The sequence below is a fragment of the Acidovorax radicis genome (genome assembly GCF_020510705.1).
In the GTDB taxonomy this organism is placed as follows: domain Bacteria; phylum Pseudomonadota; class Gammaproteobacteria; order Burkholderiales; family Burkholderiaceae_C; genus Acidovorax; species Acidovorax radicis_A.
The window spans coordinates 4,328,313-4,352,500 of record NZ_CP075184.1 but is presented as its reverse complement, the minus strand read 5'-3'; the positions used below and the strand labels follow the sequence as shown (position 1 = coordinate 4,352,500).

The window sequence follows — 24,188 nt, the reverse complement described above, 5'->3', positions numbered from 1 at the left end:
GGCCTCTTTGTTGTTGATCAATATCATTTGATCAATCGGCTGTTCTTTAAAAATTCATAGAGTCGAATCAGAGTTGCTAGCGGAAACTGCGCATTCGTAAAGGTTTAGTGCAGACCGTGCCGCTAGCAACAAGAATTTTTGATTGCGTCAAAACGAATATTCAAACCTAGTTTGAAATTCTTAAGTAATACGATGACAACTCGAAAGGGTTGAAGTTGTTTACGGCATAACGCGTCAGGTGAAAGACCTGGCAAGTCCTTGAGATGACGGCGGTATCTTGAAAGAGATGTCAAAGTTATAGGGTCAAGTGACTAAGAGCATGTGGTGGATGCCTTGGCGATTACAGGCGACGAAAGACGTGATAGCCTGCGATAAGCTTCGGGGAGCTGGCAAATAAGCTTTGATCCGGAGATTTCTGAATGGGGAAACCCACCTCGCAAGAGGTATCGCATGATGAATACATAGTCATGCGAGGCGAACCGGGTGAACTGAAACATCTCAGTAGCTCGAGGAAAAGACATCAACCGAGATTCCGAAAGTAGTGGCGAGCGAAATCGGAAGAGCCTTCTAGTGATAGCACGACTGTTAGCAAAACGGAATGGAAAGTCCGGCCATAGCAGGTGATAGCCCTGTATGCGAAAACAGACGTGTGGTACTAAGCTAGAGAAAAGTAGGGCGGGACACGAGAAATCCTGTCTGAATATGGGGGGACCATCCTCCAAGGCTAAATACTCGTAATCGACCGATAGTGAACCAGTACCGTGAGGGAAAGGCGAAAAGAACCCCGGGAGGGGAGTGAAATAGATCCTGAAACCGCATGCTTACAAAAAGTAGGAGCCCTTAGGGGTGACTGCGTACCTTTTGTATAATGGGTCAGCGACTTACATTCAGTGGCAAGGTTAACCGAATAGGGAAGCCGTAGAGAAATCGAGTCCGAATAGGGCGAATCAGTCGCTGGGTGTAGACCCGAAACCAAGTGATCTATCCATGGCCAGGATGAAGGTGCCGTAACAGGTACTGGAGGTCCGAACCCACTAGTGTTGCAAAACTAGGGGATGAGCTGTGGATAGGGGTGAAAGGCTAAACAAACTTGGAAATAGCTGGTTCTCTCCGAAAACTATTTAGGTAGTGCCTCAAGTATTACCTGCGGGGGTAGAGCACTGTTTAGGCTAGGGGGTCATGGCGACTTACCAAACCTATGCAAACTCCGAATACCGCAGAGTACAGCTTGGGAGACAGAGCACCGGGTGCTAACGTCCGGACTCAAGAGGGAAACAACCCAGACCGCCAGCTAAGGTCCCTAAAATTGGCTAAGTGGGAAACGAAGTGGGAAGGCTAAAACAGTCAGGATGTTGGCTTAGAAGCAGCCATCATTTAAAGAAAGCGTAATAGCTCACTGATCGAGTCGTCCTGCGCGGAAGATGTAACGGGGCTAAGCCAGTTACCGAAGCTGCGGATGTGCAATTTATTGCACGTGGTAGGAGAGCGTTCTGTAGGCCTGTGAAGGTGTCTGGTAACGGATGCTGGAGGTATCAGAAGTGCGAATGCTGACATGAGTAGCGTTAAAGGGGGTGAAAAGCCCCCTCGCCGTAAGCGCAAGGTTTTCTACGCAACGTTCATCGGCGTAGAGTGAGTCGGCCCCTAAGGCGAGGCAGAGATGCGTAGCTGATGGGAAACAGGTCAATATTCCTGTACCGATCAATAGTGCGATGTGGGGACGGAGAAGGTTAGCTCAGCCAACTGTTGGATATGTTGGTTCAAGCCTGTAGTCGTGCCTGGTAGGCAAATCCGCCGGGCTTAGATGAGGGGTGATAACGAGTCTGCTTGCAGACGAAGTGAGTGATACCCTGCTTCCAGGAAAAGCCACTAAGCTTCAGCTATTGACGACCGTACCGCAAACCGACACTGGTGCGCGAGATGAGTATTCTAAGGCGCTTGAGAGAACTCAGGAGAAGGAACTCGGCAAATTGATACCGTAACTTCGGGAGAAGGTATGCCCCAAGTAGGTGAACCTGTACAAGGCGAGCCCAACGGGGTTGCAAAAAATCGGTGGCTGCGACTGTTTAATAAAAACACAGCACTCTGCAAACACGAAAGTGGACGTATAGGGTGTGACGCCTGCCCGGTGCTGGAAGATTAAATGATGGGGTGCAAGCTCTTGATTGAAGTCCCAGTAAACGGCGGCCGTAACTATAACGGTCCTAAGGTAGCGAAATTCCTTGTCGGGTAAGTTCCGACCTGCACGAATGGCGTAACGATGGCCACACTGTCTCCTCCTGAGACTCAGCGAAGTTGAAATGTTTGTGATGATGCAATCTCCCCGCGGAAAGACGGAAAGACCCCATGAACCTTTACTGTAGCTTTGTATTGGACTTTGAACAGATCTGTGTAGGATAGGTGGGAGGCTTTGAAGCAGGGTCGCTAGATCTTGTGGAGCCAACGTTGAAATACCACCCTGGTGTGTTTGAGGTTCTAACCTAGGTCCATTATCTGGATCGGGGACAGTGCATGGTAGGCAGTTTGACTGGGGCGGTCTCCTCCCAAAGCGTAACGGAGGAGTTCGAAGGTACGCTAGTTACGGTCGGACATCGTGACGATAGTGCAATGGCATAAGCGTGCTTAACTGCGAGACTGACAAGTCGAGCAGATGCGAAAGCAGGACATAGTGATCCGGTGGTTCTGTATGGAAGGGCCATCGCTCAACGGATAAAAGGTACTCTGGGGATAACAGGCTGATACCGCCCAAGAGTTCATATCGACGGCGGTGTTTGGCACCTCGATGTCGGCTCATCTCATCCTGGGGCTGTAGCCGGTCCCAAGGGTATGGCTGTTCGCCATTTAAAGAGGTACGTGAGCTGGGTTTAAAACGTCGTGAGACAGTTTGGTCCCTATCTTCCGTGGGCGCTGCAGATTTGAGGAAGCCTGCTCCTAGTACGAGAGGACCGGAGTGGACACACCTCTGGTGTATCGGTTGTCACGCCAGTGGCATTGCCGAGTAGCTAAGTGTGGAAGAGATAACCGCTGAAAGCATCTAAGCGGGAAACTCGTTTCAAGATGAGATCTGCCGGGGCCTTGAGCCCCCTAAAGAGTCGTTCAAGACCAGGACGTTGATAGGTCAGGTGTGGAAGCGCAGTAATGCGTTAAGCTAACTGATACTAATTGCTCGTGCGGCTTGACCCTATAACTTTGATAGTCGTTCTCTCCAACAGGTGAGACGCTCAAAGATTGTTATGCCAAGTTGACGCAGTCAAAAGACATAAAAATTTGATTCCAAACTCTATGAATTCGTTGGCCTGCTCTCAGAGCAGTTCGACACCAAGTTATGCCTGATGACCATAGCAAGTTGGTACCACTCCTTCCCATCCCGAACAGGACAGTGAAACGACTTTGCGCCGATGATAGTGCGGGTTCCCGTGTGAAAGTAGGTCATCGTCAGGCTCTTATAGCCCCAATACCCCTCAGTCTCCAAAGGACTGGGGGGTTTTGCGTTTGGGGGGGCGAAATTTGAAGCGTCCAGTGAATTCTCCGCAAATTCTCAGAAGGGTAGACCCAGACGGTCCACCTGACGCTAGAGTACGACTCGGCGACCTTGTGTAAAGACCAGCAGTGAACTGGACGACTCCGCCCTGGCTGGTCAGCTTCGCATCAGCATTACAACGCTGGTGACGAATTCGCCTCTCACTGAGCAAACAGTCGCTCTATGGGATTTGGTGAATCGCTCCAAGAGGTTCATGAGCGTAGCGTCATGCGTTAGCATTGACGTTAACGTTAACGTTAACGTCATGTGCCTGGTCCGTTTGAAGATCACTCGCTCTGCGGGTGTCTCCTGTGTCAAAGGCCTGTCGGACAATACAAAGACCATGGCCACCACATACACCATCAGCGACCTTGCCAAAGAGTTTGATCTCACGACCCGGGCGATTCGTTTTTACGAAGATATGGGCTTGCTGCAGCCGGAGCGCACAGGCGCTGCAGGTCGAAACCGGGTGTACAGCCCACGTGACCGAACGCGCTTGCGCCTGACGCTTCGCGCGAAGCGGTTGGGGCTATCGCTGACGGAGGCCAAAGAGATCATTGATCTGTATGACAGCCCCCGGGATACCGGCGTACAACTGCGCAAATTTCTCGATGTGCTTGCTCTCCACCGAAAACAGCTCGAAGCGCAGTTGAACGATCTGCAGGCCAATCTCGAGGAGGTCCGAGAACACGAGAAGGATGCGCGCAACCTCTTGCTGAAAGCCGAACATCCAAAAAATGATTCATAATTGACGTTTACGTAAACGTCAATTGCTCGGACCCGTGACCACCATGTCTTTTGAGCCGCGTAACCCGCGCTACGCTGACCGCGTGCGAAGCAGTTTCGATCGCCAAGGCGCTATGCACACGATGGGTGCGCGCCTGGGCCAGATCGCGCCGGGCGCTGTGGATATCGAAATGGATTGGGCGCCTGGGTTGACGCAGCAACATGGCTTCTTGCACGCTGGCATCGTAGCTGCGGCGCTGGATTCTGCCTGTGGGTACGCGGGCTTTACATTGATGGGCGAGGACGCCGCAGTATTGACCATTGAATTCAAGATCAATCTGCTTGCGCCGGCCCGCGGCGAGCGCTTTCGTATGGAAGGCCGCGTACTCAAGCCCGGGCGCACCATCACGGTGTGCGAGGGCCGGGCATTTGCCCTGGATCATCTGCAAGAGAAACTGGTCGCCACGATGGGCTGCACTCTCATGGCGGTGACCGGGCGGGACAACATTCAAGGCTGAACAAGCCACCTTTGTTTGTAGATTTTAAGGAGACACCCATGAGCATTCCCGGCAATCTTCCCGGCCTGAACTTCCAGCTGGGCGAAGACATCGACGCCTTGCGCGATGCGGTGCGTGATTTCGCCCAAGCCGAAATTGCGCCACGTGCCGCTGACATCGACCATAACGACCAGTTTCCGATGGATCTGTGGCGAAAGATGGGCGATTTGGGCGTGCTGGGCATCACGGTGTCCGAGCAATACGGTGGTGCGGCCATGGGCTATCTGGCCCATATGGTGGCCATGGAGGAAATCTCCCGCGCCAGCGCGTCCGTCGGGCTTTCCTACGGTGCGCACAGTAACCTGTGCGTGAACCAGATCAACCGCAACGGCAGTGAAGCGCAAAAAACCAAGTACCTGCCCAAGCTCATCAGTGGCGAGCATGTGGGCGCGCTGGCCATGAGCGAACCCGGTGCGGGATCGGACGTGATCAGCATGAAGCTCAAGGCCGAGGACAAGGGTGGCTACTACTTGCTCAATGGCAGCAAGATGTGGATCACCAACGGCCCCGATGCCGACACGTTGGTGGTGTACGCCAAGACCGAACCCGAGCTGGGTGCGCGTGGCGTCACGGCGTTCCTGATCGAAAAAGGCATGGCGGGTTTCAGCGTTGCACAAAAGCTCGACAAATTGGGTATGCGTGGCAGCCACACGGGCGAGTTGGTGTTCAACAACGTCGAAGTATCTGAGGCCAACATATTGGGCGGCCTCAACCAAGGGGCCAAAGTGCTGATGAGCGGGCTGGACTATGAGCGTGCTGTGCTCACCGGCGGCCCGCTGGGCATCATGCAGTCCGTCATGGACAACGTGATCCCATACATTCACGACCGCAAACAGTTCGGCCAGAGTATTGGTGAGTTCCAGCTCATCCAGGGCAAGGTAGCCGATATGTACACCGTGCTGCAGGCCGGCCGCTCGTTTGCCTACACGGTGGCCAAGAACCTCGACATGCTCGGCACCGACCACGTGCGCCAAGTGCGCAAAGATTGCGCCAGCGTGATTCTGTGGTGCGCCGAGAAGGCCACATGGATGGCGGGCGAAGGCGTGCAGATCTTCGGTGGCAACGGGTACATCAACGAATACCCCCTCGGCCGCCTGTGGCGCGACGCAAAGCTCTATGAAATTGGGGCAGGCACCAGCGAGATCCGCCGCATGCTGATTGGCCGCGAGCTGTTCGCCGAGACCTGCTGACCCCATCCACCCAACCCTGATTTCGAGGACAACATGCCTTCATCCATCGACGACCTGTTTGTTCACAACCGCGCCTGGGCTGCCCGAATGGAGCAAGAGCGGCCCGGATTCTTCACGGCGTTGCTTGCGCAACAAAAGCCCAAATACATGTGGATCGGGTGTTCCGACAGCCGGGTGCCGGCCAACCAGATCACCGGCCTGGAGCCTGGCGAAGTTTTCGTACACCGCAACATCGCCAATGTCGTGGTGCCCACGGACCTGAACTGCCTCTCCACAGTCCAGTATGCGGTCGACCAGTTGCGCATCGAGCACTTGATGGTCGTGGGGCACTATGGTTGTGGCGGGGTGCTTGCGGCACTTGAGGGCATACGCGTGGGCCTTGCGGACAACTGGATTCGCCATGTGCAGGATGTGCGTGATCGCCACCGCGACCTATTGGCAACCATTGCCCCGCAGTGGCGCCACGACGTGCTGTGCGAGCTCAATGCGATTGAGCAGGTGGTCAATCTTGCACAGACCACCGTCATGCTGGACGCCTGGGGCCGCGGCCAGAAGGTCCGGCTGCATGGCTGGTGCTACGGCCTGAAGGATGGCCACATCAACAATCTGCACATGACCGTGGACAGCACCGATGGGCTGGATTCACTGTACAAGGCGGCCGTCGCGGGGGTCGCCGCCGTCAAGCGGGATTGAGCCCCCGGGCGCGTCCGCTCACCAGCATGTTTCCGCAGCGGCTTGACGCTCCCCAGGCTTACGGCATTGCCAAGGCCATGATGGACGGCTTCAACCGGCACTACCGGTTGTTCCGAACCGAGTCGTCGCGGGCAAAACACCGCTTTGAAACCGCTGACTGGCACGGCCAGCAGCGGGCGCAGCGCGAGCGCATCGAGTTCTACGACCTGCGCGTGAAAGAGTGTGTGCGCCGGCTCGAAAAGGAATTCAGCGCGGGCGCGCAGCCCATGGACGTGTGGCACCAGGTCAAGCTGCACTACATCGGCCTGCTGGTCAACCACCACCGGCCCGAACTGGCCGAAACCTTCTTCAATTCGGTCACCACCAAGATCCTGCACCGCACGCATTTCCACAACGATTTCATCTTCGTGCGGCCTGCGGTCAGCACGGAGTACATCGAGAACGACGAGCCCGCCGCGCGCCCCACCTACCGGGCCTACTACCCCTCGCGCGACAACCTGCACGAGACGTTCCAGACCATCATCGAGAACTTTCAGCTGCAGCGCGAGTTCACGGACCTGCCGCGCGACACCGCCTGCGTGGTGGCGGCCATGCGTGGCAGGCTCGACAAGGTGCGGCTGCGCGCCAACTTCCAGATCCAGGTGCTCACCAGCCTGTTCTTTCGCAACAAGGGCGCCTACGTGGTGGGCAAGATCATCAACGGCTTCCACGAGGTGCCGTTTGCGCTGCCCATCCTGCATGACGACAGCGGCAGGCTCTACATCGACGCCGCACTGTTCGGCGAAGACGACCTGCAGATGCTGTTCAGCTTTGCACGCGCCTACTTCATGGTGGACATGGAGGTGCCCAGCGCCTGCGTGCAGTTTTTGCGCAGCCTCATGCCGCGCAAGCCCCGGGCCGAGATCTACAACGCCCTGGGCCTGGCCAAGCAGGGCAAGACGCTGTTCTACCGCGACTTTCTCTACCACCTGAAGCACTCCAGCGACCGGTTTCGCATCGCGCCCGGCATCAAGGGCATGGTGATGCTGGTGTTTGACCTACCGAGCTTTCCTTTCGTCTTCAAGCTCATCAAGGACTACTTTCCGCACCAGAAGGAAACCACGCGCGAGCAGGTCAAGGCCAAGTACCAGCTCGTCAAACAGCACGACCGCGTGGGCCGCATGGCCGACACGCTGGAGTACAGCGAGGTCGCCTTCCCGCGCGACCGCTTTGACGATGCCCTCATTGCCGAGATCGAAAAATTCGCCCCCAGCCAGCTCGAAATCAGTGACCGCGATGGTGACGGCCAGACCGAGGTCATCATCAAGCACCTGTACATCGAGCGGCGCATGATCCCGCTCAACATCTATTTGCAGGAAGCCTTCGACACCGGCCTGTCAGACCCGCGCGCGCGCCAGCAGATGGAGCACAGCGTCATCGAATACGGCAACGCCATCAAGGACCTCGTGGCCGCCAACATCTTTCCCGGCGACATGCTCTGGAAGAACTTCGGCGTCACGCGCAACGGCAAGGTGGTGTTCTACGACTACGACGAGATCGAATACCTCACCGACTGCAACTTCCGCCGCGTGCCCACGCCGCGCAACGAAGAAGAAGAGATGAGCGGCGAGGTCTGGTACAGCGTGGGCCCGCGCGATGTGTTCCCCGAAACCTTTGGCCCCTTCCTGCTCGGCAACGATGCCGTGCGCGAGGTGTTCATGCAGCACCACGCCGATCTGCTCGACGCTGCGTTCTGGCAGTCGCACAAAGAGCGCATCCAGGCTGGCCAGATGCTCGATGTGTTCCCCTACGACGCGGAGCGGCGCTTTGCGCAGGGCACTGCGGCTGGCTGACCGCCCGCCAAGCCCCGGTTTTCCGCCCTCCCATTTTTCCTCTGACCATTACCCAGGAGACCTTCACCATGTCCACGACCATTCAAGACCCCATCGTCATCGTCGGCGCCGCGCGTACCCCCATGGGCTCGCTGCAGGGCGACTTTTCCAGCCTGGCCGCGCACGACCTGGGCGGTGCCGCCATCAAGGCCGCCATCGAGCGCGCCGGTGTGTCGCCTGACGCCGTGGGTGAAGTGCTGTTCGGCAACTGCCTGATGGCCGGCCAGGGCCAGGCGCCCGCGCGCCAGGCCGCGTTCAAGGGCGGCCTGCCCAAGGGCGCGGGCGCCGTCACGCTCAGCAAGATGTGCGGCTCGGGCATGAAGGCCGCCATGTTTGCGCACGACATGCTGCTGGCCGGCACACACGACGTGATGGTGGCAGGTGGCATGGAGAGCATGACCAACGCCCCCTACCTGCTGCAAAAGGGCCGTGGCGGCTACCGCCTGGGTCATGACCGCATCTTCGACCACATGATGCTCGACGGCCTGGAAGACGCCTACGAAGCGGGCCGCAGCATGGGCACCTTTGGTGAAGACTGCGCGGCCACGTACCAGTTCACCCGCGAGCAGCAGGACGCGTTTGCCACCGCCAGCGTGCAGCGCGCCAAGGCGGCCACCGAGTCCGGCGCTTTCGCAGCCGAGATCGTGCCCGTCACCGTCAAGACCCGCGCGGGCGAGGCGGTGGTGTCGGTGGACGAAGGCCCCGGCAAGGTCAAGCTCGAAAAGATCGCCAGCCTGAAACCCGCCTTCAAGAAGGACGGCACCATCACCGCCGCCTCCAGCTCCAGCATCAACGACGGTGCCGCCGCGCTGGTGATGATGCGCGAGTCCACCGCCAAAAAGCTGGGCTGCAAGCCCCTGGCCCGCATCGTGAGCCACGCCACGCACGCGCAAGAGCCCGAGTGGTTTGCCACCGCCCCACTGGGCGCTACGCAGAAAGCGCTGGCCAAGGCCGGATGGGCTGTGGGCGATGTGCAGTTGTGGGAGATCAACGAGGCCTTCGCCGTGGTGCCCATGGCGCTCATGAAAGAGCTGGATCTGCCGCACGACAAGGTCAATGTGAACGGCGGCGCCTGCGCACTGGGCCACCCCATCGGTGCCAGCGGTGCGCGCATCATGGTCACGCTGATGTATGCACTCAAGGCACGCGGCTTGACCAAGGGCCTGGCCACGTTGTGCATCGGCGGCGGCGAGGCCACGGCGGTGGCGCTGGAACTCGTTTGATGCGCTAGGGAGATGGGATGATTTGGCTCTTTTCACAAGGACAGTGATGACTGCACCATCTCCCGAGATCACCGCCTTCTGGCGCGACTTTTCTGATGCCCAGGCATCGCTGCAGGCCCAGCCGCTGCGCGAGCGGGTGGAGGCGGCCAACGCGCTCATCGAGCGCCACCTCAGCGGCCTGGCGCTGGAGATGTCCGGCGACGACGACGATGTGGTGGTGGACCTCATCGTCACCGCCCATGGCCTGACAGAGAACTTTCCGCTGCTGATGCAGGTGGTGGCGGCAGCGCCTGCGCTGCAGCACTACCGCGTGCGCGCGTTTCGCGAGCGCACCACGCAGCCCGACTTTCCCATCGGCATGGAAGGTTTCGAGCTGGCCACGTCCGAGGTGCTGGTCGCGCTGGAGCAGGATGGCGGGCAGGCCGCGCTGGAGATCCGCTTCGACCGCGACATACCCGGCGACTACGCGGACCACGCGCGCAACATGGCGTTCATCATGCTCGACCATGTGCTGGGCGAATACGACTTTGCCGTGAAGGTGGGGGCGGTCGATTTTCTGGACGAGCCTGGCGACCCGCAGGCGCAGTGGATAGGGCTGCATCAGTTGCCACCGGTGTTTGATCGCTACTGGATCGAGACCCTGGGTCGCACCAGCGACTTCCCCGGCAGCGAGCAAGACTGGGCGGTCATGACGCTGGCATTTGGCGGACAGGGCGACCAAGAAGGCGATGGGCATGATGGCGCTGGCGTGCCAGAGGACATCGCCATCGTCTCGATCAACCGCAGCGCCAATGCCGTGGCCATGCGCGCCGACTTGACCTATGCGCTGACGCTGGATCTGGCAATGGGTAACCGCGACGAAAGTGCAGCCGTGCAGGCCCTGCACGACCAGGCGGCCACGTTGCTGGAGCTGCCGCAGCTGGGCATCATGGCCTACACCATGACCCGCGCAGGCCGTCGCAAGGCGGTGTACTACGTGGGTGACGAGCAACTCGCCAAACAGGCGCTGGCGCCCTTGCTGCTGCGCGACGAGGCCGAGTCGCTGGCGTTGAGCATCACCTACGACCCGGCATGGTCCGGCTATTTCGAATTCGCAGCCCATTGACCTGAAAGCCACCATGATCGAAACCCTCGAACAATTGCGTGCCCTGTATGCCGCCCCCGGCGAGCGGGCCCTGCGCAAGCAGCAACCGCAGCTGGATGTGCACTGTCAGCGCTTCATTGCCCTGTCGCCGTTCTGTGTGGTGGCCAGTGGTGGAGCCGGTGGTGCGTTGCTCGATGCCTCGCCACGCGGCGGCGCGCCGGGGTTCGTGAAGTCGCCCGACCCGCACACCCTGCTGCTGCCCGATGCGGGCGGCAACAACCGGCTCGACACCCTGACCAATCTGCTCGACGACCCGCGCATCGGTTTGCTGTTCATGATTCCGGGTGTCGATGAAACCTTGCGGGTGAACGGCACGGCGCGCCTGCGCGACGAGGCGCTGTACACCGATTTCTTCACCGCCGAGCGCCAGCGCCCAAAAATAGTGATCGAAGTGCGCGTGGCCGAGGCGTATCTGCACTGCTCCAAGGCCTTCATGCGCTCGCGGCTGTGGTCGGCTGATGCGCAGGTGGACCGCGCTGCACTGCCCACCATGGGCCAGATGATTCACGACCAGATGGGCCTCGCCACCGAGCCGGAGTCGCAGGTCGCCATGCTGCAGCGCTATCGCGCCCAACTGGCGCAGGAGCAGCAGCTCGGTGACGCCTGACGGTGTTGATGTCGATGTTGGATACTTCTATTTTGATAGCTGCTTGCGCTTGATGGATAAGCGCTAGAGCCCTATTTCATCTAAATTTTTACCCATGAAATCCATACTTGTTATCGGCGCGTCGCGCGGCATCGGGCTGGAGCTGGTGCGCCAGTACACCGAGGCGGGCCACCGCGTGATTGCCACTGTGCGCGACGATTCGGGCCGCGAGCGGGTACAGGCCCTGGGGGCCGAGGCGCTGGCCGTGGACGTGGCCAACCCTGCCAGCGTCAGCGGGCTGGCCTGGCAGCTGGACGGCGAGAAGATCGAGACTGCCTGGTATGTGGCGGGTGTCATCCGCCGCCCCAACGCGCTCACGCCGCCCACACAGCAAGACTTTGATGCCGTCATGCACACCAACGTGCTGGGCGCCATGCAGACGCTGCCGCAGGTCGCGCCCATGGTGGCCGATGCGCAGGGCGTGTTCGCGTTCCTGTCCTCGTCCATGTCGCAGATCGGCAGCGTGCCGAACAGCGGCTCGTGGCTGTACCGCACCAGCAAAGCCGCGTTGAACATGGCGGTGGCTGCAGCCCAGCATGACTACCCCAACGCCACGCTCATCACCATCGACCCCGGCTGGGTGCAGACCGACATGGGCGGCGAAGGCGCTGCGCTGACCGTGCAAGACAGCGTGCGCGGCTTGCGCGCCACCGTGGCGGGGGTGACTGCCGCCGACAAGGGCCGTTTGCTGCACCACGACGGCCGCCGCGCGGCGCACTGGTGAATTTTTTGACGAACAACGAAGACAAGCCGGAGACAACACGATGCTGCTGACCCAAGACCAGGAAATGATCCGCGACGCGGTGCGCGACTTTGCGCAAGAGCAAATCGCGCCCCACGCCGCGCGGTGGGACAAGGAACACCACTTCCCCAAAGACGTGCACCAGGGCCTGGCGGCGCTCGGCGCCTACGGCATCTGCGTGCCCGAAGAATTTGGCGGTGCCAACCTCGACTACCTCACGCTTGCGCTGGTGCTCGAAGAAATCGCGGCCGGAGACGGCGGCACCAGCACCTCCATCAGCGTGACCAACTGCCCCGTCAACGCCATCCTCATGCGCTACGGCAACGCCCAGCAAAAGCGCGACTGGCTCACGCCGCTGGCCCAAGGTCAGATGCTGGGTGCTTTCTGTTTGACCGAGCCGCATGTGGGCTCGGACGCCTCGGCGCTGCGCACCACGGCGGTGAAGCAAGGCGATGAATACGTGATCAACGGCGTCAAGCAGTTCATCACCAGCGGCAAAAATGGCCACGTGGCCATCGTCATTGCCGTCACCGACAAAGGCGCAGGCAAGAAGGGCATGAGCGCCTTCCTGGTGCCCACCAGCAGCCCGGGCTATGTGGTGGCGCGGCTCGAAGACAAGCTGGGCCAGCACAGCAGCGACACGGCGCAGATCAACTTCGACAACTGCCGCATCCCGGCCGAGAACCTGATCGGCGCCGAGGGCGAGGGCTACAAAATCGCCCTGGGCGCGCTCGAAGGCGGGCGCATCGGCATCGCCGCGCAAAGCGTGGGCATGGCGCGCAGCGCGTTCGATGCGGCGCTGGCGTATTCCAAAGAGCGCGAAAGCTTCGGCACCGCCATCTTCAACCACCAGGCAGTGGGCTTTCGCCTGGCCGACTGCGCCACGCAGATCGAAGCCGCGCGCCAGCTCATCTGGCACGCCGCCGCGCTGCGCGATGCAGGGCGCCCGTGCCTGAAGGAAGCCGCCATGGCCAAGCTGTTTGCCAGCGAGATGGCCGAGCGCGTGTGCAGCGCCGCCATCCAGACGCTGGGCGGGTATGGCGTGGTGAGCGACTTCCCGGTGGAGCGCATCTACCGCGACGTGCGTGTGTGCCAGATTTACGAAGGCACCAGCGACGTGCAGAAGATCATCATTCAGCGCGCGTTGGCCTGATGTGCTCTTGTTTTGGTAGCTGCTGGCGCTTGTGGAATAAGCGCTAGGGGCCAAAAACGCTGAATTCGATACATCCCCCGGCAAAACCCTTCGCCGTGAGCCCCAGCCCCTGATCTGGCGAAGGTGTCGTTGATGGGATGCCTGGGGTGCCGCGCTGACGCATGGCAGGCACCGGTTGCCATGGCGCCGCTTGACGCCAAGGCGACTATCCGGCGGCACCGGTGCGGGTCGCGCCGGTTGCGTGGGGCGGCGGATGGCGTCCAAGATGGTGCCTTCATCTGAACAGGAGCACCGCATGCCTTTCGCGCAAGTCAATGGCCAGAAGCTGTATTACGAAGACACTGGTGGCAACGGCCGGGTGATCATCTTCTCGCACGGCCTCTTGATGGACAGCAGCATGTTTGCCCCGCAGGTGCAGGCCCTGCGCGGCACGTGGCGCTGCATCACCTGGGACGAGCGCGGCCACGGCCAGACGGCCGACCCCGCGCGCTGCGACCCGTTCAGCTATTACGACTCGGCCAATGACCTGGCCGCACTGCTGGCGCACCTGGGTGTGCAAAAGGCGGTGCTGGCGGGCATGTCGCAGGGCGGGTATCTGTCGCTGCGTTGCGCGCTGACGCACCCTGAGATCGTGCGCGCGTTGGTGCTGATGGACACGCAGGCCCTGCCCGAAGACCCCGCAAAGATGGTGGGCCATGAGGCACTCATCAAAGCCTGGCTGGAAGGGGGGCTGTCGGACGAGATCGCCGCCGTGGTGGCCCACATCATTCTGGGCGACAACTGGCCCGGCACAGCCGCCTGGCAGGCCAAGTGGCGCCAGTCCACGCCGCCCAATCTGCTGCAGTGCTTCACCACGCTCGGTAGCCGTGACGACATCAGCGACCAGTTGGGCGCCATCACCATGCCTGCGCTGGTGGTGCACGGCACGCTCGACCACGCCATTGATCTTGCGCGCGCCCAGGCCATGGCCGACGCCTTGCCCCATGCCCAGATGGTGCCGGTGCCCGGCGGCGGGCATGCCAGCAACCTCACCCACCCAGCGCCTGTCAATGCGGCATTGGCGGCGTTTTTGGGCACGCTGCCGTAGGGCCGGTGTCCGCCCTACGGTGTTGTTGAGCGGGCACTGCCGGGGTGACGGGCCGACAGGTCGATGGACTGCTGGACCGATAGGCCGGGTTGCTGGTTTATGTCTGATCGGAGGGAAGGCGGGTGGGCCGCAGCACCACCGTGATTTGCCCGTTGACCTCGATGGTGGCGCGCGCCACCTCGTGCGCGTGCAGGCAACCGCCCGCCCGCAGCGCGGCGGCCAGGTCGCTGGGTGATATCCGCTCGTTTTGCATCAGCATTTCGTCCACCTTGCCGTCCTGCACCAGCACACGGGGGCGCCCGTCGATCAGGCGCTCGAGCCGGCGAAAGCGGTAGGTGAGGTGCGACAGCGCCACGTGGCAACCGATCAGCGTGCTGGCCGAGATCAGCCCGCCAATGAGCGAGTTGTCGCCCGCATTCATCGAGTTCTGCACGGCGTTCGACAAGATCAGCAGCAGCACCAGATCAAACGGTGCGTACTGCCCCGTCTGCCGCTTGCCCGTCAGCCGCAGGAAGATCAGCAAAAACAGATATACCACCACGCCGCGCAGCACAAACTCCCACCACGGCACACTCATTTCCCACATTGAAGACTCCTGGGTTGGCTGGGGGACAATACACGCGAGAAGCCGCTGTAGCCCTCATCGACACGGGTCGCCCGTGCCAGGCGCGGCCCTTGTTCCATCAAAGAAAGACAGGTTTTCCATGCAACGCCGCCATTTTCACCAAGCCAGTGTAATGAGTGCCCTGCTATGCGCCACATGGCAGCAAGCCTGGGCGTTGTCGCTCGGCGATCTCTCCAATGCCGATGCCTCCAGCGGCCTCAAGGCCGCATTGACGCAGGGCGCGCAGGCGGCGGTGTCGCTGCTGGGCCGCAACGATGGCTTTCTGGGTAACCCCAAGGTGCGCATCGGCCTGCCGGGCTATCTGGACGACGCCGCCAAGGTGATGAAGTCGCTGGGGCAGGGCAAGCGCATCGACGAACTGGTGGTGTCCATCAACCGCGCTGCCGAGGCGGCCGTGCCCATGGGCAAGGACCTGCTGGTGGGCGCTGTGCAGAAGATGACCGTCACCGATGCCAAGAACATCTTGTCGGGCGGCAACACGTCAGTCACCACCTTTTTTGCCGAGAAGACCCGCGTGCCCCTGGGCGAGCGGTTTTTGCCCGTGGTGAACGAGGCCACCGAGAAGGTCGGCCTCACGCAAAAGTACAACAGCTTTGCATCCAAGGCGGCAGGCTTCGGGCTGCTCAAGAAGGAAGACGCGAACCTGGCCCAGTATGTGACGGGCAAAACGCTCGATGGCCTGTACCTCATGATTGGTGAAGAGGAGCAGAAGATTCGTCAAGACCCCGCCGCTGCGGGCAGCGCCATCGCCAAGAAGGTGTTTGGCGCGCTGCGTTGAGTGGTGGCCGCCATGATGCCACGGCCCACCGACCCGTGCCCCTGCGGGCGCCTGGCGCCTGCGGGCCCGGGCGGCAGCAAGGGCAAAGCCGCCCCCGTGCTGCCCTATGCCGACTGCTGCGGCCGTTTTATCGACCACTGGGACACCCAGCCCGCGCCCGATGCCGAATGCCTCATGCGTTCGCGCTACACCGCCTTTGTGCGCGAGCGGGCCGACTACCTGCTGGCCACCTGGCACCCCAGCCACCGCCCGCCTGCGCTGGACTTTGACGCCGCCGCCCAATGGCTGGGCCTGGAGGTGCGCGGCCACTGGGTGCAGGACGCCGACCACGCCGAGGTCGAATTCGTCGCCCGCCACCGCTTGGGCGGCCGCGCCGTGCGCCTGCACGAACGCAGCCGCTTCGTGCGCGAAGGCGGGCGCTGGTACTACGTCGATGGCGACATGCCTCCCGTGCGTTGACCGGCCCCATCCATCATTCCCTATCGGTTTTAATGAAATTGGCCTCCAGCGCTTGCTGGGTAAGCGCTACCAGCTATGAAATTTGAAGCAATCTTGTTCGACTGCGATGGTGTGCTGGTGGACAGCGAACCCATCACCAACGGCGTGCTGTGCACCATGCTCAACGAGGCGGGCTGGGCCATCAGCGCGCAAGAGTGCATGGAGATCTTCATCGGCAAAACCGTGCGCAGCGAGGCCGCCCGCATCGAGGCGCACACCGGCCAGCCGCTGACCGACGCCTGGATGGCCCAGTTCTACGCCCGCCGCAATGCCGAACTGCAAGCGCGCCTGCAGCCCATCGTCGGTGCGGTGGATGCCGTGCGCGCTGTGCACACGCTGCTGGGTGGCCGCATCGCCTGTGCCTCGGGCGCAGACCGGCAGAAGGTAGAGATGCAACTCGCCCAGGTGGGCCTGGCCCCTTACTTTGGCGACCGCGTTTTCAGCGGCCACGAAATGCCCCGCACCAAGCCCGCGCCCGACGTGTACTTGGCCGCCGCCGCGGCGCTGAAGGTAGACCCCTCGCGCTGCCTGGTGGTGGAAGACACGGTGACCGGCGTCACCGCCGGCGTGGCCGCCGGGGCCACGGTGGTCGGCTACAGCCCGTCATCGGTAGGCCACGGCGCGCCCGAAGCCCTGCGCGCCGCAGGGGCAGTGCAGGTGATTGCCGACATGGCCTTGCTGCCTGCGTTGCTGGCATAGCGGCCGATGATCTGAGAACAGCGCCTAGCGGGCCGGGGCCAGAATCCAGTCGGCAATTTGCCCGACCACGTCGGCCTCCAGGCCGTTGAAGCCGTGGTGGGCAAATGCCGCGCAGGCATCCCCCTGGTTCTTGCCGCCGGTGGTGGTGATGAGCTGACTGCGGCGTGCGTGGGTCAGCTTGCCCATCAAGCCCGGAACTTCGGTGTACGCGCAATGCGCGCACCCATCTTGCTGGTGGTGCACCACCAACACCGGCACCTGGATTTTTTCCAGTGCCATGGCCGTCACCGGGCGCTGCTTGTCATCCGTGAGGATGGTCGCCGTCAACACCACGCCATCGGGGGCGTCTGCGCCCTGCAGTACCGTGGCCGCATAAGCCGCCGACTGCGTGCCACGGCTGGTGCCCACCAGCCACACGGGCACTTTGGCCGTGGCTTTCGCCCAGGCAATGGTCGCTTTCAAATCAGCCGCATGCTCCTCCGTTTGGCGAAAGCCGTTGAGAAACGGGGGGCGTTGCCGATCTGATGGAGCGTCCACCACCACCGCCATCAAGCCCTTGTCGGCGAATAGCTGCCGCGACCTGACGAGGAAGTTACCTTCCCCCCACTTGAACGCTCCGTTCTGAAATATCTGCAGCCCCCCATGCCCGCCCGCCAGCAGGATGACGGCGGCTTTGGGCTCTGGCGGAGTGATCACCAGCATGCGCTGCGTGACGCCGGGGCGGGTGGGCAGGTCCACCACCGTGGGTTGCTGCTGGGCCATAGCCGTGAATGACAGGGCCAGTGCTGCGATACAGATGAGTTGCTTGAACATGATGCTGCGCACTCCATAGAAACGGGGAGATGGGGAGAAAGCTCAAGGCTGCGTATCTGGCGCGGGCGTGGTGGGCACGCCTTGTTCTTCGGCCGCCCGCAGTTGCGCCACCATGGCCCGCTGGTAACCGGGCCGGGCCTGCAAACGCTGCCAATAGGCCTGGGTGGCTGGGCCAAATTGCGGAGCCAGCCCCAGGTGCTGCGCCAGCAGCAAGGCATAGCCCACCGCCACATCCGCTGCCGTAAAGCGGCCTGCGCACAGATAGTCACTGGCGCTGTGGGCCAGTGCCGTCTCTACGGCGCGCAACCGGGCCAGAAACCAGCGGCTGTAGTCCTCCACCACCTGCGGCTGCTGGCGCTCTGCAGGCTCAAAGCGCCCGTAGCGCAGCACCAGCGTCTGCGGGAAGGTCAGCGTGGCATCGCTCATGTGCAGCCAGTTCAGGTACGCGCCATACGCCGGGTGCGTGGGCGCCACATCCAGCCCTGCATCGGGGTGCGTGGCCGCCAGGTATTGGCACATGGCGGCGGATTCGGTCATGCGCACCTCGTTCGGCGCCTCGCCCTGCACCAACAGCGGCACCGTGCCCAATGGGTTCTCGTCCAGAAACCACCGCGCCTTGGCGCGGGGTGGGAAGGGCAGCATGTGGAGCTGGTAGGGCAGTTGCAGCTCTTCGAGCATCCACAGGGGGCGGAAGGAGCGGGCGCTGATGCAGTGGTGGAGGTGGAGCATGGGATGAATTAGGCGGTTCTGTGCCAGTGTGCAAAAAAGAGCTTGGCACACTCAACTGCGGTAATGCTGTCTGTCAGCAACTGCGGGTGGAGAAGGATCGGGCGAGGGGCTTCGTCCTCCTGAAATGAATGCATGAATCCAAAACACGGTCGGCCGAGTGCCGCTTGTTCCTCGGATATTTCTTGCATGCGATCCCAGCGCATCTGTCGGATGCATTGAAGCTTTTCGTGCTCTAGTTCTTGAAACCTGTGACTCTCTTGTTCTGTGAATTCGGATGGGGGCACATATGGCGGAATTCGGTGGGCAAGAGCATCACGAAATGACTTGGCGTATTCACCGTGCCAACGCGTCATGGCCTCTGAAGTGAGGTGCTCGCGCAGTTCCGCAGGAAGAAATTTCTGCGTGCTTTGCAGGAACAACCCTACGCGACGGCGATCACCGAGTCTGGATAGCAAATCGTGACGTAAAACAAAAGCCCATGCCCAGTTGTCATACAGGCCATAGAGGTTCATTACGAACGCATGCAAGTTAGTCTGTACATCTGAGAGCGCGTCGTTCGCCAGAGGGAGAGCGCTGTCTAACGGGAACAACTCGAAGACGCGTTCAAGTGCACGCTTCACTGTCTGCAGGCGACGTGCAGCGCCATGAAGCAAATGTTCTCGGACCGGAGACGCTGGTTCGAGTGCTTTGCCTTCAATCACTGTGTTCAAGATTAATGTTTGTAGATCCTGCAGAACTGCGCGCAGGCTCACGTGCATCTTCTCAATATTGGCTGGGGAATAGGACATAGGGTGTTTAGTTTGTTCGCTTCATTGCAGCTTGCATTGAGCAAATTCAGACTGTTTTCCTTTGCGCTGAGCCTGTTGCGCAGATAAAGGTTGTAAACGCGGGCATATTTTTTTTGTGTATGGCCGTCTATACCCTAACCACCCTCCGAAACTCCGCCGGCGACTGCCCCGTCCACCCCCGGAACGCCCGGATAAAACTCTTCTCGTTCTCAAACCCCGCCGCCTCCGCCACCTGCTTGATCGGCCGCTGCGTGCGGTGCAGCAGCTCCACTGCGCGGGTGCGGCGCACCTCGTCTTTCAACCCCTGCAGCGTGGCGCCTTCTTCCTTCAACTGCCGGTGCAGCGTGCGTGGCGACACATGCAGCAGCGCGGCCAGGGATTCGGCGCTGTGCTGGGGCAGGGCGTGCGTAGGCTGACCGGGCAGGGGCGCGGCCAGCAGCTGGCGCACGCGCTGCACCAGCAGGCGGTCGCGGCGGTAGTGCAGCACGGTCAGGGGCAGGGCGTGTTGCAGCATCTGGCGCAGGGCCTGCTCGTCGCGGCGCAGGGGCAGGTGCAGGTAGCGGGCGTCAAAGTGCAGGGCGGTGCGCGGCGCATTGAAGGTGACGGGGCCGCGGAACAGCACGGCGTAGGCATCGGCATGCGGCGGGGCATCAAACGCAAACTCGGCGGCCATTAGCGGGATGCGCGAGTCCACCATCCAGCAGGCCAGTCCGTGGGCATTGCGCAGTACCGACACCAGGCAGAACTCGCGCAGCGGGCCCAGGTCGCGCGCCTCGGTGATGGCCAGGGTGGCGGTGTCGCCTGCGGTGGTGAGGTGCAGGGCAATGTCGTCCGCCAGCAGGCCATGGTGGCGGCACCAGCGGGCCAGGGCCACCTGCAGCGTGGGCGAGCTGATGGATGCGCGCGCCAGCATGCCGTAGCTACCCCAGGGCAGGCGGCGGCTGAACCAGCCCAGGGCTTCGTCGTCCAGCTCCTGCATGGCGGCGTCGGAGATCTGCTCCATCTGCCAGGCGGTGATGCGGGCGCTGTCGTCGGGCAGCAGCTGCGGCGCAATCTGTGCCTGGGCCAGGGCGCGTTCGGGGCTCAGGCCGCGCCGCTCGTACGCCAGAACAATGGCGCGCACGAATGCGATGGGCGTGGCCGCAGGTGCGATGGGCGTGGCGGCGGGGGCTGCGGCGGGCGGGGGTAAACGGTTGGCGGGTGGGGTGAGCGGCTTCACGCCGCAGAGTGTGCCAGCCGTGGCACGATTTGCAACCATTGTGTCAACCCGCAGGGGGCGCAGGCTTCTATGCTTGCGAATCGCCCGCCCGCGTGTTCTTGAGGCTTGGGCCGCATGACAGAGGAGACAAACCCATGACGATTGCCGCCGCAACGAACTCCGCACCGCTGGTGGACAGCTACGCCCGTGGCGCCACCGAGGTTCCCCTGATCGAGCAGACCATCGGCGCCTTCTTTGCCGACATGGTGGCCCGCCAGCCCGACCGCGAGGCGCTGGTGAGCGTGCACCAGGGCCGCCGCTACACCTATGCCCAGTTGCAGGCCGAGGCGCAACGCCTGGCCAGTGCGCTGCTGGGGATGGGGCTGGTGCCGGGCGACCGCGTGGGCATCTGGTCGCACAACAACGCCGAATGGGTGCTGATGCAGCTGGCCACCGCACAGGTGGGGCTGGTGCTGGTCAACATCAACCCGGCCTACCGCACGTCTGAGGTGGAATACGCGCTGAACAAAGTGGGCTGCAAGCTGCTGGTGACCATGGCGCGCTTCAAGACCAGCGACTACCTGGGCATGCTGCGCGAGCTGGCGCCCGAGTGGGCGCATGGCACACCCGGTGCGCTGGAGGCGCAGCAGTTGCCCCACCTGAACACGGTGGTGTGGATCGACGTGGCCGGGCAGGGTGCCGACGAACCGGGCCTGCTGCGCTTTTCCGACCTGCTGGCGCGCGGCAACGCGGCCGACCCGCGCCTGGCGCAGATCGCAGCCACGTTGAAGGCCACCGACCCCATCAACATCCAGTTCACCAGCGGCACCACCGGCTTCCCCAAGGGCGCCACGCTCACGCACCGCAACATCCTGAACAACGGTTTCTTCATTGGCGAGTGCATGAAGCTCACGCCCGACGACCGCCTGTGCATCCCCGTGCCGCTGTACCACTGCTTTGGCATGGTGCTGGGCAACCTGGCCTGCCTGACGCACGGTGCCACCATCGTGTACCCCAACGACGGGTTTGACCCGCTGACCGTGCTGCAGACGGTGCAGGACGAGTGCTGCACCGGCCTGCACGGCGTGCCCACCATGTTCATCGCGGAGCTGGACCACCCGCGTTTTGCCGAGTTCAACCTCTGCACCCTGCGCACCGGCATCATGGCGGGTTCGCCCTGCCCCACCGAGGTGATGAAGCGCGTGGTGGAGCAGATGAACCTGCGCGAGATCACCATTGCCTACGGCATGACCGAGACCAGCCCCGTGAGCTGCCAGAGCAGCACCGACACGCCGCTGGACAAGCGCGTCTCCACCGTGGGCCAGGTGCAGCCGCACCTGGAGGTGAAGATCGTGGACCCCTACACCGGGGCCGTGGTGCCCATCGGCCAGCGCGGCGAGTTCTGCACCAAGGGCTATTCCGTCATGCACGGCTACTGGGGCGACGAGGCCAAGACCCGCGAGGCGATTGACGAAGGCGGCTGGATGCACACCGGCGACCTGGCCACCATGGATGCCGAGGGCTATGTGAACATCGTCGGCCGCATCAAGGACATGGTGATCCGTGGCGGCGAGAACATCTACCCGCGCGAGATTGAAGAATTCTTGTACCGCCATCCGCAGGTGCAGGACGTGCAGGTGGTGGGTGTGCCCGACCAGAAATACGGCGAGGAACTCTGCGCCTGGATCATCGCCAAGCCCGGCACCCAGCCCACCGAGGACGACATCCGCGCCTTCTGCAAGGGCCAGATTGCGCACTACAAGGTGCCGCGCTACATCCGCTTTGTGACGAGCTTCCCGATGACGGTGACGGGCAAGATCCAGAAGTTCAAGATCCGCGATGAGATGAAGGATCAGCTGGGCCTGGAAGAACAGAAAACCGCTTGAAAGAGCAAGAACATATGACCATTCTCGACACCCAACTCAACGCCCGCTCGGCGGACTTTCTGGCCAACGCCGCGGCCATGCGCACGCTGGTGGATGACCTGCGCGCCCAGCTTGACAAGGTCGCCCAGGGCGGCGGCGAGGCGGCCCGCGCCAAGCACACCGCACGCGGCAAGCTGCTGCCGCGCGAGCGCGTGCAAATGCTGCTGGACCCGGGCACGCCGTTCCTCGAACTCGCACCGCTGGCCGCGCTGAACATGTACAACAACGATGCGCCTTGCTCGGGCCTCATCGCCGGCATCGGCCGCGTGAGCGGTGTGGACTGCATGATCGTGTGCAACGACGCCACGGTGAAGGGAGGCACCTATTACCCGCTCACCGTCAAGAAGCACCTGCGCGCGCAGGAAGTGGCGCAGCAGAACCACCTGCCTTGCATTTACCTGGTGGATTCGGGCGGCGCCAACCTGCCCAATCAGGACGAGGTCTTCCCCGACCGCGACCACTTTGGCCGCATCTTCTTCAACCAGGCCAACATGAGCGCCATGGGCATCTCGCAGATCGCCGTGGTCATGGGCAGTTGCACGGCGGGTGGCGCCTATGTGCCGGCCATGAGCGATGAATCCATCATCGTCAAGAACCAGGGCACCATCTTTTTGGGTGGCCCGCCGCTGGTCAAAGCCGCCACGGGCGAGGTCGTCACGGCCGAAGACCTGGGCGGCGGTGACGTGCACACGCGCCAGTCGGGCGTGGCCGACCACCTGGCGCAGAACGACCTGCATGCGCTGCAGCTGGCACGCAATGCGGTGCACAATTTGAATAAAAATAAGCCTCTAGCGCCCGCAGATCAAGCGCCAGTAGCTCCTAAATTTGCAGCAGAAGAACTCTACGGCGTGATCCCCGTGGACACGCGCAAGCCCTTTGACGTGCGCGAGATCATCGCCCGCATCGTCGATGGCAGCGAGTTCGACGAGTTCAAGGCACGCTACGGCACCACGCTGGTCTGCGGCTTTGCGCGCATTGAAGGGATGATGGTCGGCATCATCGCCAACAACGGCATCCTGTTCAGCGAGTCGGCCCTGAAGGGCGCGCACTTCATCGAGCTGTGCTGCCAGCGCAAGGTGCCGCTGGTGTTCCTGCAGAACATCACCGGCTTCATGGTGGGCCGCAAGTACGAGAACGAGGGCATCGCCCGCAACGGCGCCAAGATGGTCACGGCCGTGGCCACGGCCAGTGTTCCGAAGTTCACCATCATCATCGGCGGCAGCTTTGGCGCGGGCAACTACGGCATGTGCGGCCGGGCGTACTCGCCGCGCTTCCTGTGGATGTGGCCCAACGCGCGCATCAGCGTGATGGGCGGCGAGCAGGCGGCTGGCGTGCTGGCGACCGTGAAGCGCGATGGCATCGAGGGCAAAGGCGGGCAGTGGAGCATGGAGGAAGAAGAAGCCTTCAAGGCCCCCATCCGCCGCCAATACGAAGACCAGGGCCACCCCTACTACGCCACGGCCCGCCTGTGGGACGACGGCGTGATCGACCCCGCCGACACCCGCCGCGTGCTGGCCCTGGGCCTGGCCGCCACGCGCAACGCGCCGATCGAAGACACCAAGTTCGGCCTGTTCCGCATGTAACCG

General features: G+C 62.0%; 21 protein-coding genes and 2 rRNA genes. 18 read left to right on the top strand and 5 right to left on the bottom strand.

Annotation, left to right across the window (positions count from 1 at the left end; translation table 11 throughout):
- The first annotated feature begins 301 nt into the window (after nt 1-301).
- The 13 genes from KI609_RS19890 (at nt 302) to KI609_RS19830 (ending at nt 14,549) form a co-directional block, all read left to right on the top strand.
- Nucleotides 302-3,180 (top strand): 23S ribosomal RNA (locus KI609_RS19890).
- Nucleotides 3,181-3,325: 145 nt separating this feature from the next.
- Nucleotides 3,326-3,438: ribosomal RNA gene (gene rrf, locus KI609_RS19885) — 5S ribosomal RNA — on the top strand.
- A 422-nt stretch (nt 3,439-3,860) separates the two neighbouring features.
- Nucleotides 3,861-4,265, top strand: a complete 405-nt coding sequence (locus KI609_RS19880) for a MerR family transcriptional regulator (RefSeq protein ID WP_226445267.1) — start codon at nt 3,861-3,863, stop codon at nt 4,263-4,265.
- A 43-nt stretch (nt 4,266-4,308) separates the two neighbouring features.
- Nucleotides 4,309-4,761, top strand: a complete 453-nt coding sequence (locus KI609_RS19875; RefSeq protein ID WP_413463344.1) for a PaaI family thioesterase — start codon at nt 4,309-4,311, stop codon at nt 4,759-4,761.
- A gap of 38 nt (nt 4,762-4,799) precedes the next feature.
- Nucleotides 4,800-5,990, top strand: a complete 1,191-nt coding sequence (locus KI609_RS19870; protein WP_226445265.1) for an isovaleryl-CoA dehydrogenase — start codon at nt 4,800-4,802, stop codon at nt 5,988-5,990.
- Between the two features lie 33 nt (nt 5,991-6,023).
- Nucleotides 6,024-6,683: a carbonate dehydratase gene (gene can / locus KI609_RS19865; protein ID WP_226445264.1), complete on the top strand. Its 660-nt coding sequence runs from the start codon at nt 6,024-6,026 to the stop codon at nt 6,681-6,683.
- A gap of 26 nt (nt 6,684-6,709) precedes the next feature.
- Entirely contained in the window at nt 6,710-8,515 is a 1,806-nt protein-coding gene (gene aceK / locus KI609_RS19860) for a bifunctional isocitrate dehydrogenase kinase/phosphatase (protein ID WP_226445263.1), read from the top strand.
- Between the two features lie 68 nt (nt 8,516-8,583).
- Nucleotides 8,584-9,777: an acetyl-CoA C-acyltransferase gene (locus tag KI609_RS19855; RefSeq protein ID WP_226445262.1), complete on the top strand. Its 1,194-nt coding sequence runs from the start codon at nt 8,584-8,586 to the stop codon at nt 9,775-9,777.
- A gap of 46 nt (nt 9,778-9,823) precedes the next feature.
- Complete coding sequence (locus tag KI609_RS19850; protein ID WP_226445261.1) at nt 9,824-10,882, top strand: DUF695 domain-containing protein; 1,059 nt, start codon at nt 9,824-9,826, stop codon at nt 10,880-10,882.
- 13 nt (nt 10,883-10,895) lie between these two features.
- Nucleotides 10,896-11,528 (top strand): pyridoxamine 5'-phosphate oxidase family protein, encoded by a 633-nt coding sequence (locus KI609_RS19845; RefSeq protein WP_226445260.1) that lies wholly within the window; start codon nt 10,896-10,898, stop codon nt 11,526-11,528.
- A 94-nt stretch (nt 11,529-11,622) separates the two neighbouring features.
- Nucleotides 11,623-12,291, top strand: coding sequence for an SDR family oxidoreductase (locus tag KI609_RS19840; RefSeq protein WP_226445259.1), 669 nt, complete (start codon nt 11,623-11,625; stop codon nt 12,289-12,291).
- A 40-nt stretch (nt 12,292-12,331) separates the two neighbouring features.
- A complete protein-coding gene (locus KI609_RS19835) occupies nt 12,332-13,462 on the top strand; it encodes an acyl-CoA dehydrogenase family protein (protein WP_226445258.1) in 1,131 nt (376 codons plus the stop codon).
- Nucleotides 13,463-13,757: 295 nt separating this feature from the next.
- Nucleotides 13,758-14,549, top strand: coding sequence for an alpha/beta fold hydrolase (locus KI609_RS19830; protein WP_226445257.1), 792 nt, complete (start codon nt 13,758-13,760; stop codon nt 14,547-14,549).
- Nucleotides 14,550-14,646: 97 nt separating this feature from the next.
- Here the strand turns inward: KI609_RS19830 and KI609_RS19825 are convergent, their stop codons facing one another.
- Nucleotides 14,647-15,135: a DUF421 domain-containing protein gene (locus KI609_RS19825; RefSeq protein WP_226445256.1), complete on the bottom strand. Its 489-nt coding sequence runs from the start codon at nt 15,133-15,135 to the stop codon at nt 14,647-14,649.
- 118 nt (nt 15,136-15,253) lie between these two features.
- Here KI609_RS19825 and KI609_RS19820 point away from each other — a divergent pair, with 118 nt between their 5' ends.
- The 3 genes from KI609_RS19820 (at nt 15,254) to KI609_RS19810 (ending at nt 17,149) form a co-directional block, all read left to right on the top strand.
- Nucleotides 15,254-15,952 (top strand): DUF4197 domain-containing protein, encoded by a 699-nt coding sequence (locus KI609_RS19820; RefSeq protein WP_226445255.1) that lies wholly within the window; start codon nt 15,254-15,256, stop codon nt 15,950-15,952.
- Between the two features lie 12 nt (nt 15,953-15,964).
- Complete coding sequence (locus KI609_RS19815) at nt 15,965-16,411, top strand: YchJ family protein (RefSeq protein WP_413463343.1); 447 nt, start codon at nt 15,965-15,967, stop codon at nt 16,409-16,411.
- A 75-nt stretch (nt 16,412-16,486) separates the two neighbouring features.
- Nucleotides 16,487-17,149 carry an HAD family hydrolase gene (locus KI609_RS19810; RefSeq protein WP_226445254.1) on the top strand — a complete coding sequence of 221 codons (663 nt, stop codon included), beginning with the start codon at nt 16,487-16,489 and terminating at the stop codon, nt 17,147-17,149.
- 24 nt (nt 17,150-17,173) lie between these two features.
- Here KI609_RS19810 and KI609_RS19805 read toward each other — a convergent pair whose 3' ends face one another.
- The 4 genes from KI609_RS19805 to KI609_RS19790 form a co-directional block, all read right to left on the bottom strand.
- Nucleotides 17,174-17,962 carry an alpha/beta hydrolase gene (locus KI609_RS19805; protein ID WP_226445253.1) on the bottom strand — a complete coding sequence of 263 codons (789 nt, stop codon included), beginning with the start codon at nt 17,960-17,962 and terminating at the stop codon, nt 17,174-17,176.
- Nucleotides 17,963-18,004: 42 nt separating this feature from the next.
- On the bottom strand, nt 18,005-18,691 hold the full coding sequence (locus KI609_RS19800) for a glutathione S-transferase family protein (RefSeq protein ID WP_226445252.1): 687 nt from the start codon (nt 18,689-18,691) through the stop codon (nt 18,005-18,007).
- 8 nt (nt 18,692-18,699) lie between these two features.
- Nucleotides 18,700-19,479: a hypothetical protein gene (locus tag KI609_RS19795; RefSeq protein WP_226445251.1), complete on the bottom strand. Its 780-nt coding sequence runs from the start codon at nt 19,477-19,479 to the stop codon at nt 18,700-18,702.
- Nucleotides 19,480-19,606: 127 nt separating this feature from the next.
- Nucleotides 19,607-20,737 (bottom strand): AraC family transcriptional regulator, encoded by a 1,131-nt coding sequence (locus tag KI609_RS19790; protein ID WP_226445250.1) that lies wholly within the window; start codon nt 20,735-20,737, stop codon nt 19,607-19,609.
- Nucleotides 20,738-20,832: 95 nt separating this feature from the next.
- On the opposite strand from KI609_RS19790, the gene KI609_RS19785 reads away from it, so the two are divergent.
- Nucleotides 20,833-22,563: an AMP-binding protein gene (locus KI609_RS19785; protein WP_226445249.1), complete on the top strand. Its 1,731-nt coding sequence runs from the start codon at nt 20,833-20,835 to the stop codon at nt 22,561-22,563.
- A gap of 14 nt (nt 22,564-22,577) precedes the next feature.
- Nucleotides 22,578-24,185: a carboxyl transferase domain-containing protein gene (locus tag KI609_RS19780; protein WP_226445248.1), complete on the top strand. Its 1,608-nt coding sequence runs from the start codon at nt 22,578-22,580 to the stop codon at nt 24,183-24,185.
- Nucleotides 24,186-24,188 lie beyond the last annotated feature (3 nt).

What these genes read in the sequence shown, in the direction of transcription:
- KI609_RS19880 (WP_226445267.1), top strand. Translation starts at nt 3,861, where the DNA reads ATGGCCACCACATACACCATCAGCGACCTTGCCAAAGAGTTTGATCTC.
- KI609_RS19875 (WP_413463344.1), top strand. Translation starts at nt 4,309, where the DNA reads ATGTCTTTTGAGCCGCGTAACCCGCGCTACGCTGACCGCGTGCGAAGC.
- KI609_RS19870 (WP_226445265.1), top strand. Translation starts at nt 4,800, where the DNA reads ATGAGCATTCCCGGCAATCTTCCCGGCCTGAACTTCCAGCTGGGCGAA.
- can (WP_226445264.1), top strand. Translation starts at nt 6,024, where the DNA reads ATGCCTTCATCCATCGACGACCTGTTTGTTCACAACCGCGCCTGGGCT.
- aceK (WP_226445263.1), top strand. Translation starts at nt 6,710, where the DNA reads ATGTTTCCGCAGCGGCTTGACGCTCCCCAGGCTTACGGCATTGCCAAG.
- KI609_RS19855 (WP_226445262.1), top strand. Translation starts at nt 8,584, where the DNA reads ATGTCCACGACCATTCAAGACCCCATCGTCATCGTCGGCGCCGCGCGT.
- KI609_RS19850 (WP_226445261.1), top strand. Translation starts at nt 9,824, where the DNA reads ATGACTGCACCATCTCCCGAGATCACCGCCTTCTGGCGCGACTTTTCT.
- KI609_RS19845 (WP_226445260.1), top strand. Translation starts at nt 10,896, where the DNA reads ATGATCGAAACCCTCGAACAATTGCGTGCCCTGTATGCCGCCCCCGGC.
- KI609_RS19840 (WP_226445259.1), top strand. Translation starts at nt 11,623, where the DNA reads ATGAAATCCATACTTGTTATCGGCGCGTCGCGCGGCATCGGGCTGGAG.
- KI609_RS19835 (WP_226445258.1), top strand. Translation starts at nt 12,332, where the DNA reads ATGCTGCTGACCCAAGACCAGGAAATGATCCGCGACGCGGTGCGCGAC.
- KI609_RS19830 (WP_226445257.1), top strand. Translation starts at nt 13,758, where the DNA reads ATGCCTTTCGCGCAAGTCAATGGCCAGAAGCTGTATTACGAAGACACT.
- KI609_RS19825 (WP_226445256.1), bottom strand. Translation starts at nt 15,135, where the DNA reads ATGTGGGAAATGAGTGTGCCGTGGTGGGAGTTTGTGCTGCGCGGCGTG.
- KI609_RS19820 (WP_226445255.1), top strand. Translation starts at nt 15,254, where the DNA reads ATGCAACGCCGCCATTTTCACCAAGCCAGTGTAATGAGTGCCCTGCTA.
- KI609_RS19815 (WP_413463343.1), top strand. Translation starts at nt 15,965, where the DNA reads ATGATGCCACGGCCCACCGACCCGTGCCCCTGCGGGCGCCTGGCGCCT.
- KI609_RS19810 (WP_226445254.1), top strand. Translation starts at nt 16,487, where the DNA reads ATGAAATTTGAAGCAATCTTGTTCGACTGCGATGGTGTGCTGGTGGAC.
- KI609_RS19805 (WP_226445253.1), bottom strand. Translation starts at nt 17,962, where the DNA reads ATGTTCAAGCAACTCATCTGTATCGCAGCACTGGCCCTGTCATTCACG.
- KI609_RS19800 (WP_226445252.1), bottom strand. Translation starts at nt 18,691, where the DNA reads ATGCTCCACCTCCACCACTGCATCAGCGCCCGCTCCTTCCGCCCCCTG.
- KI609_RS19795 (WP_226445251.1), bottom strand. Translation starts at nt 19,479, where the DNA reads ATGTCCTATTCCCCAGCCAATATTGAGAAGATGCACGTGAGCCTGCGC.
- KI609_RS19790 (WP_226445250.1), bottom strand. Translation starts at nt 20,737, where the DNA reads ATGGTTGCAAATCGTGCCACGGCTGGCACACTCTGCGGCGTGAAGCCG.
- KI609_RS19785 (WP_226445249.1), top strand. Translation starts at nt 20,833, where the DNA reads ATGACGATTGCCGCCGCAACGAACTCCGCACCGCTGGTGGACAGCTAC.
- KI609_RS19780 (WP_226445248.1), top strand. Translation starts at nt 22,578, where the DNA reads ATGACCATTCTCGACACCCAACTCAACGCCCGCTCGGCGGACTTTCTG.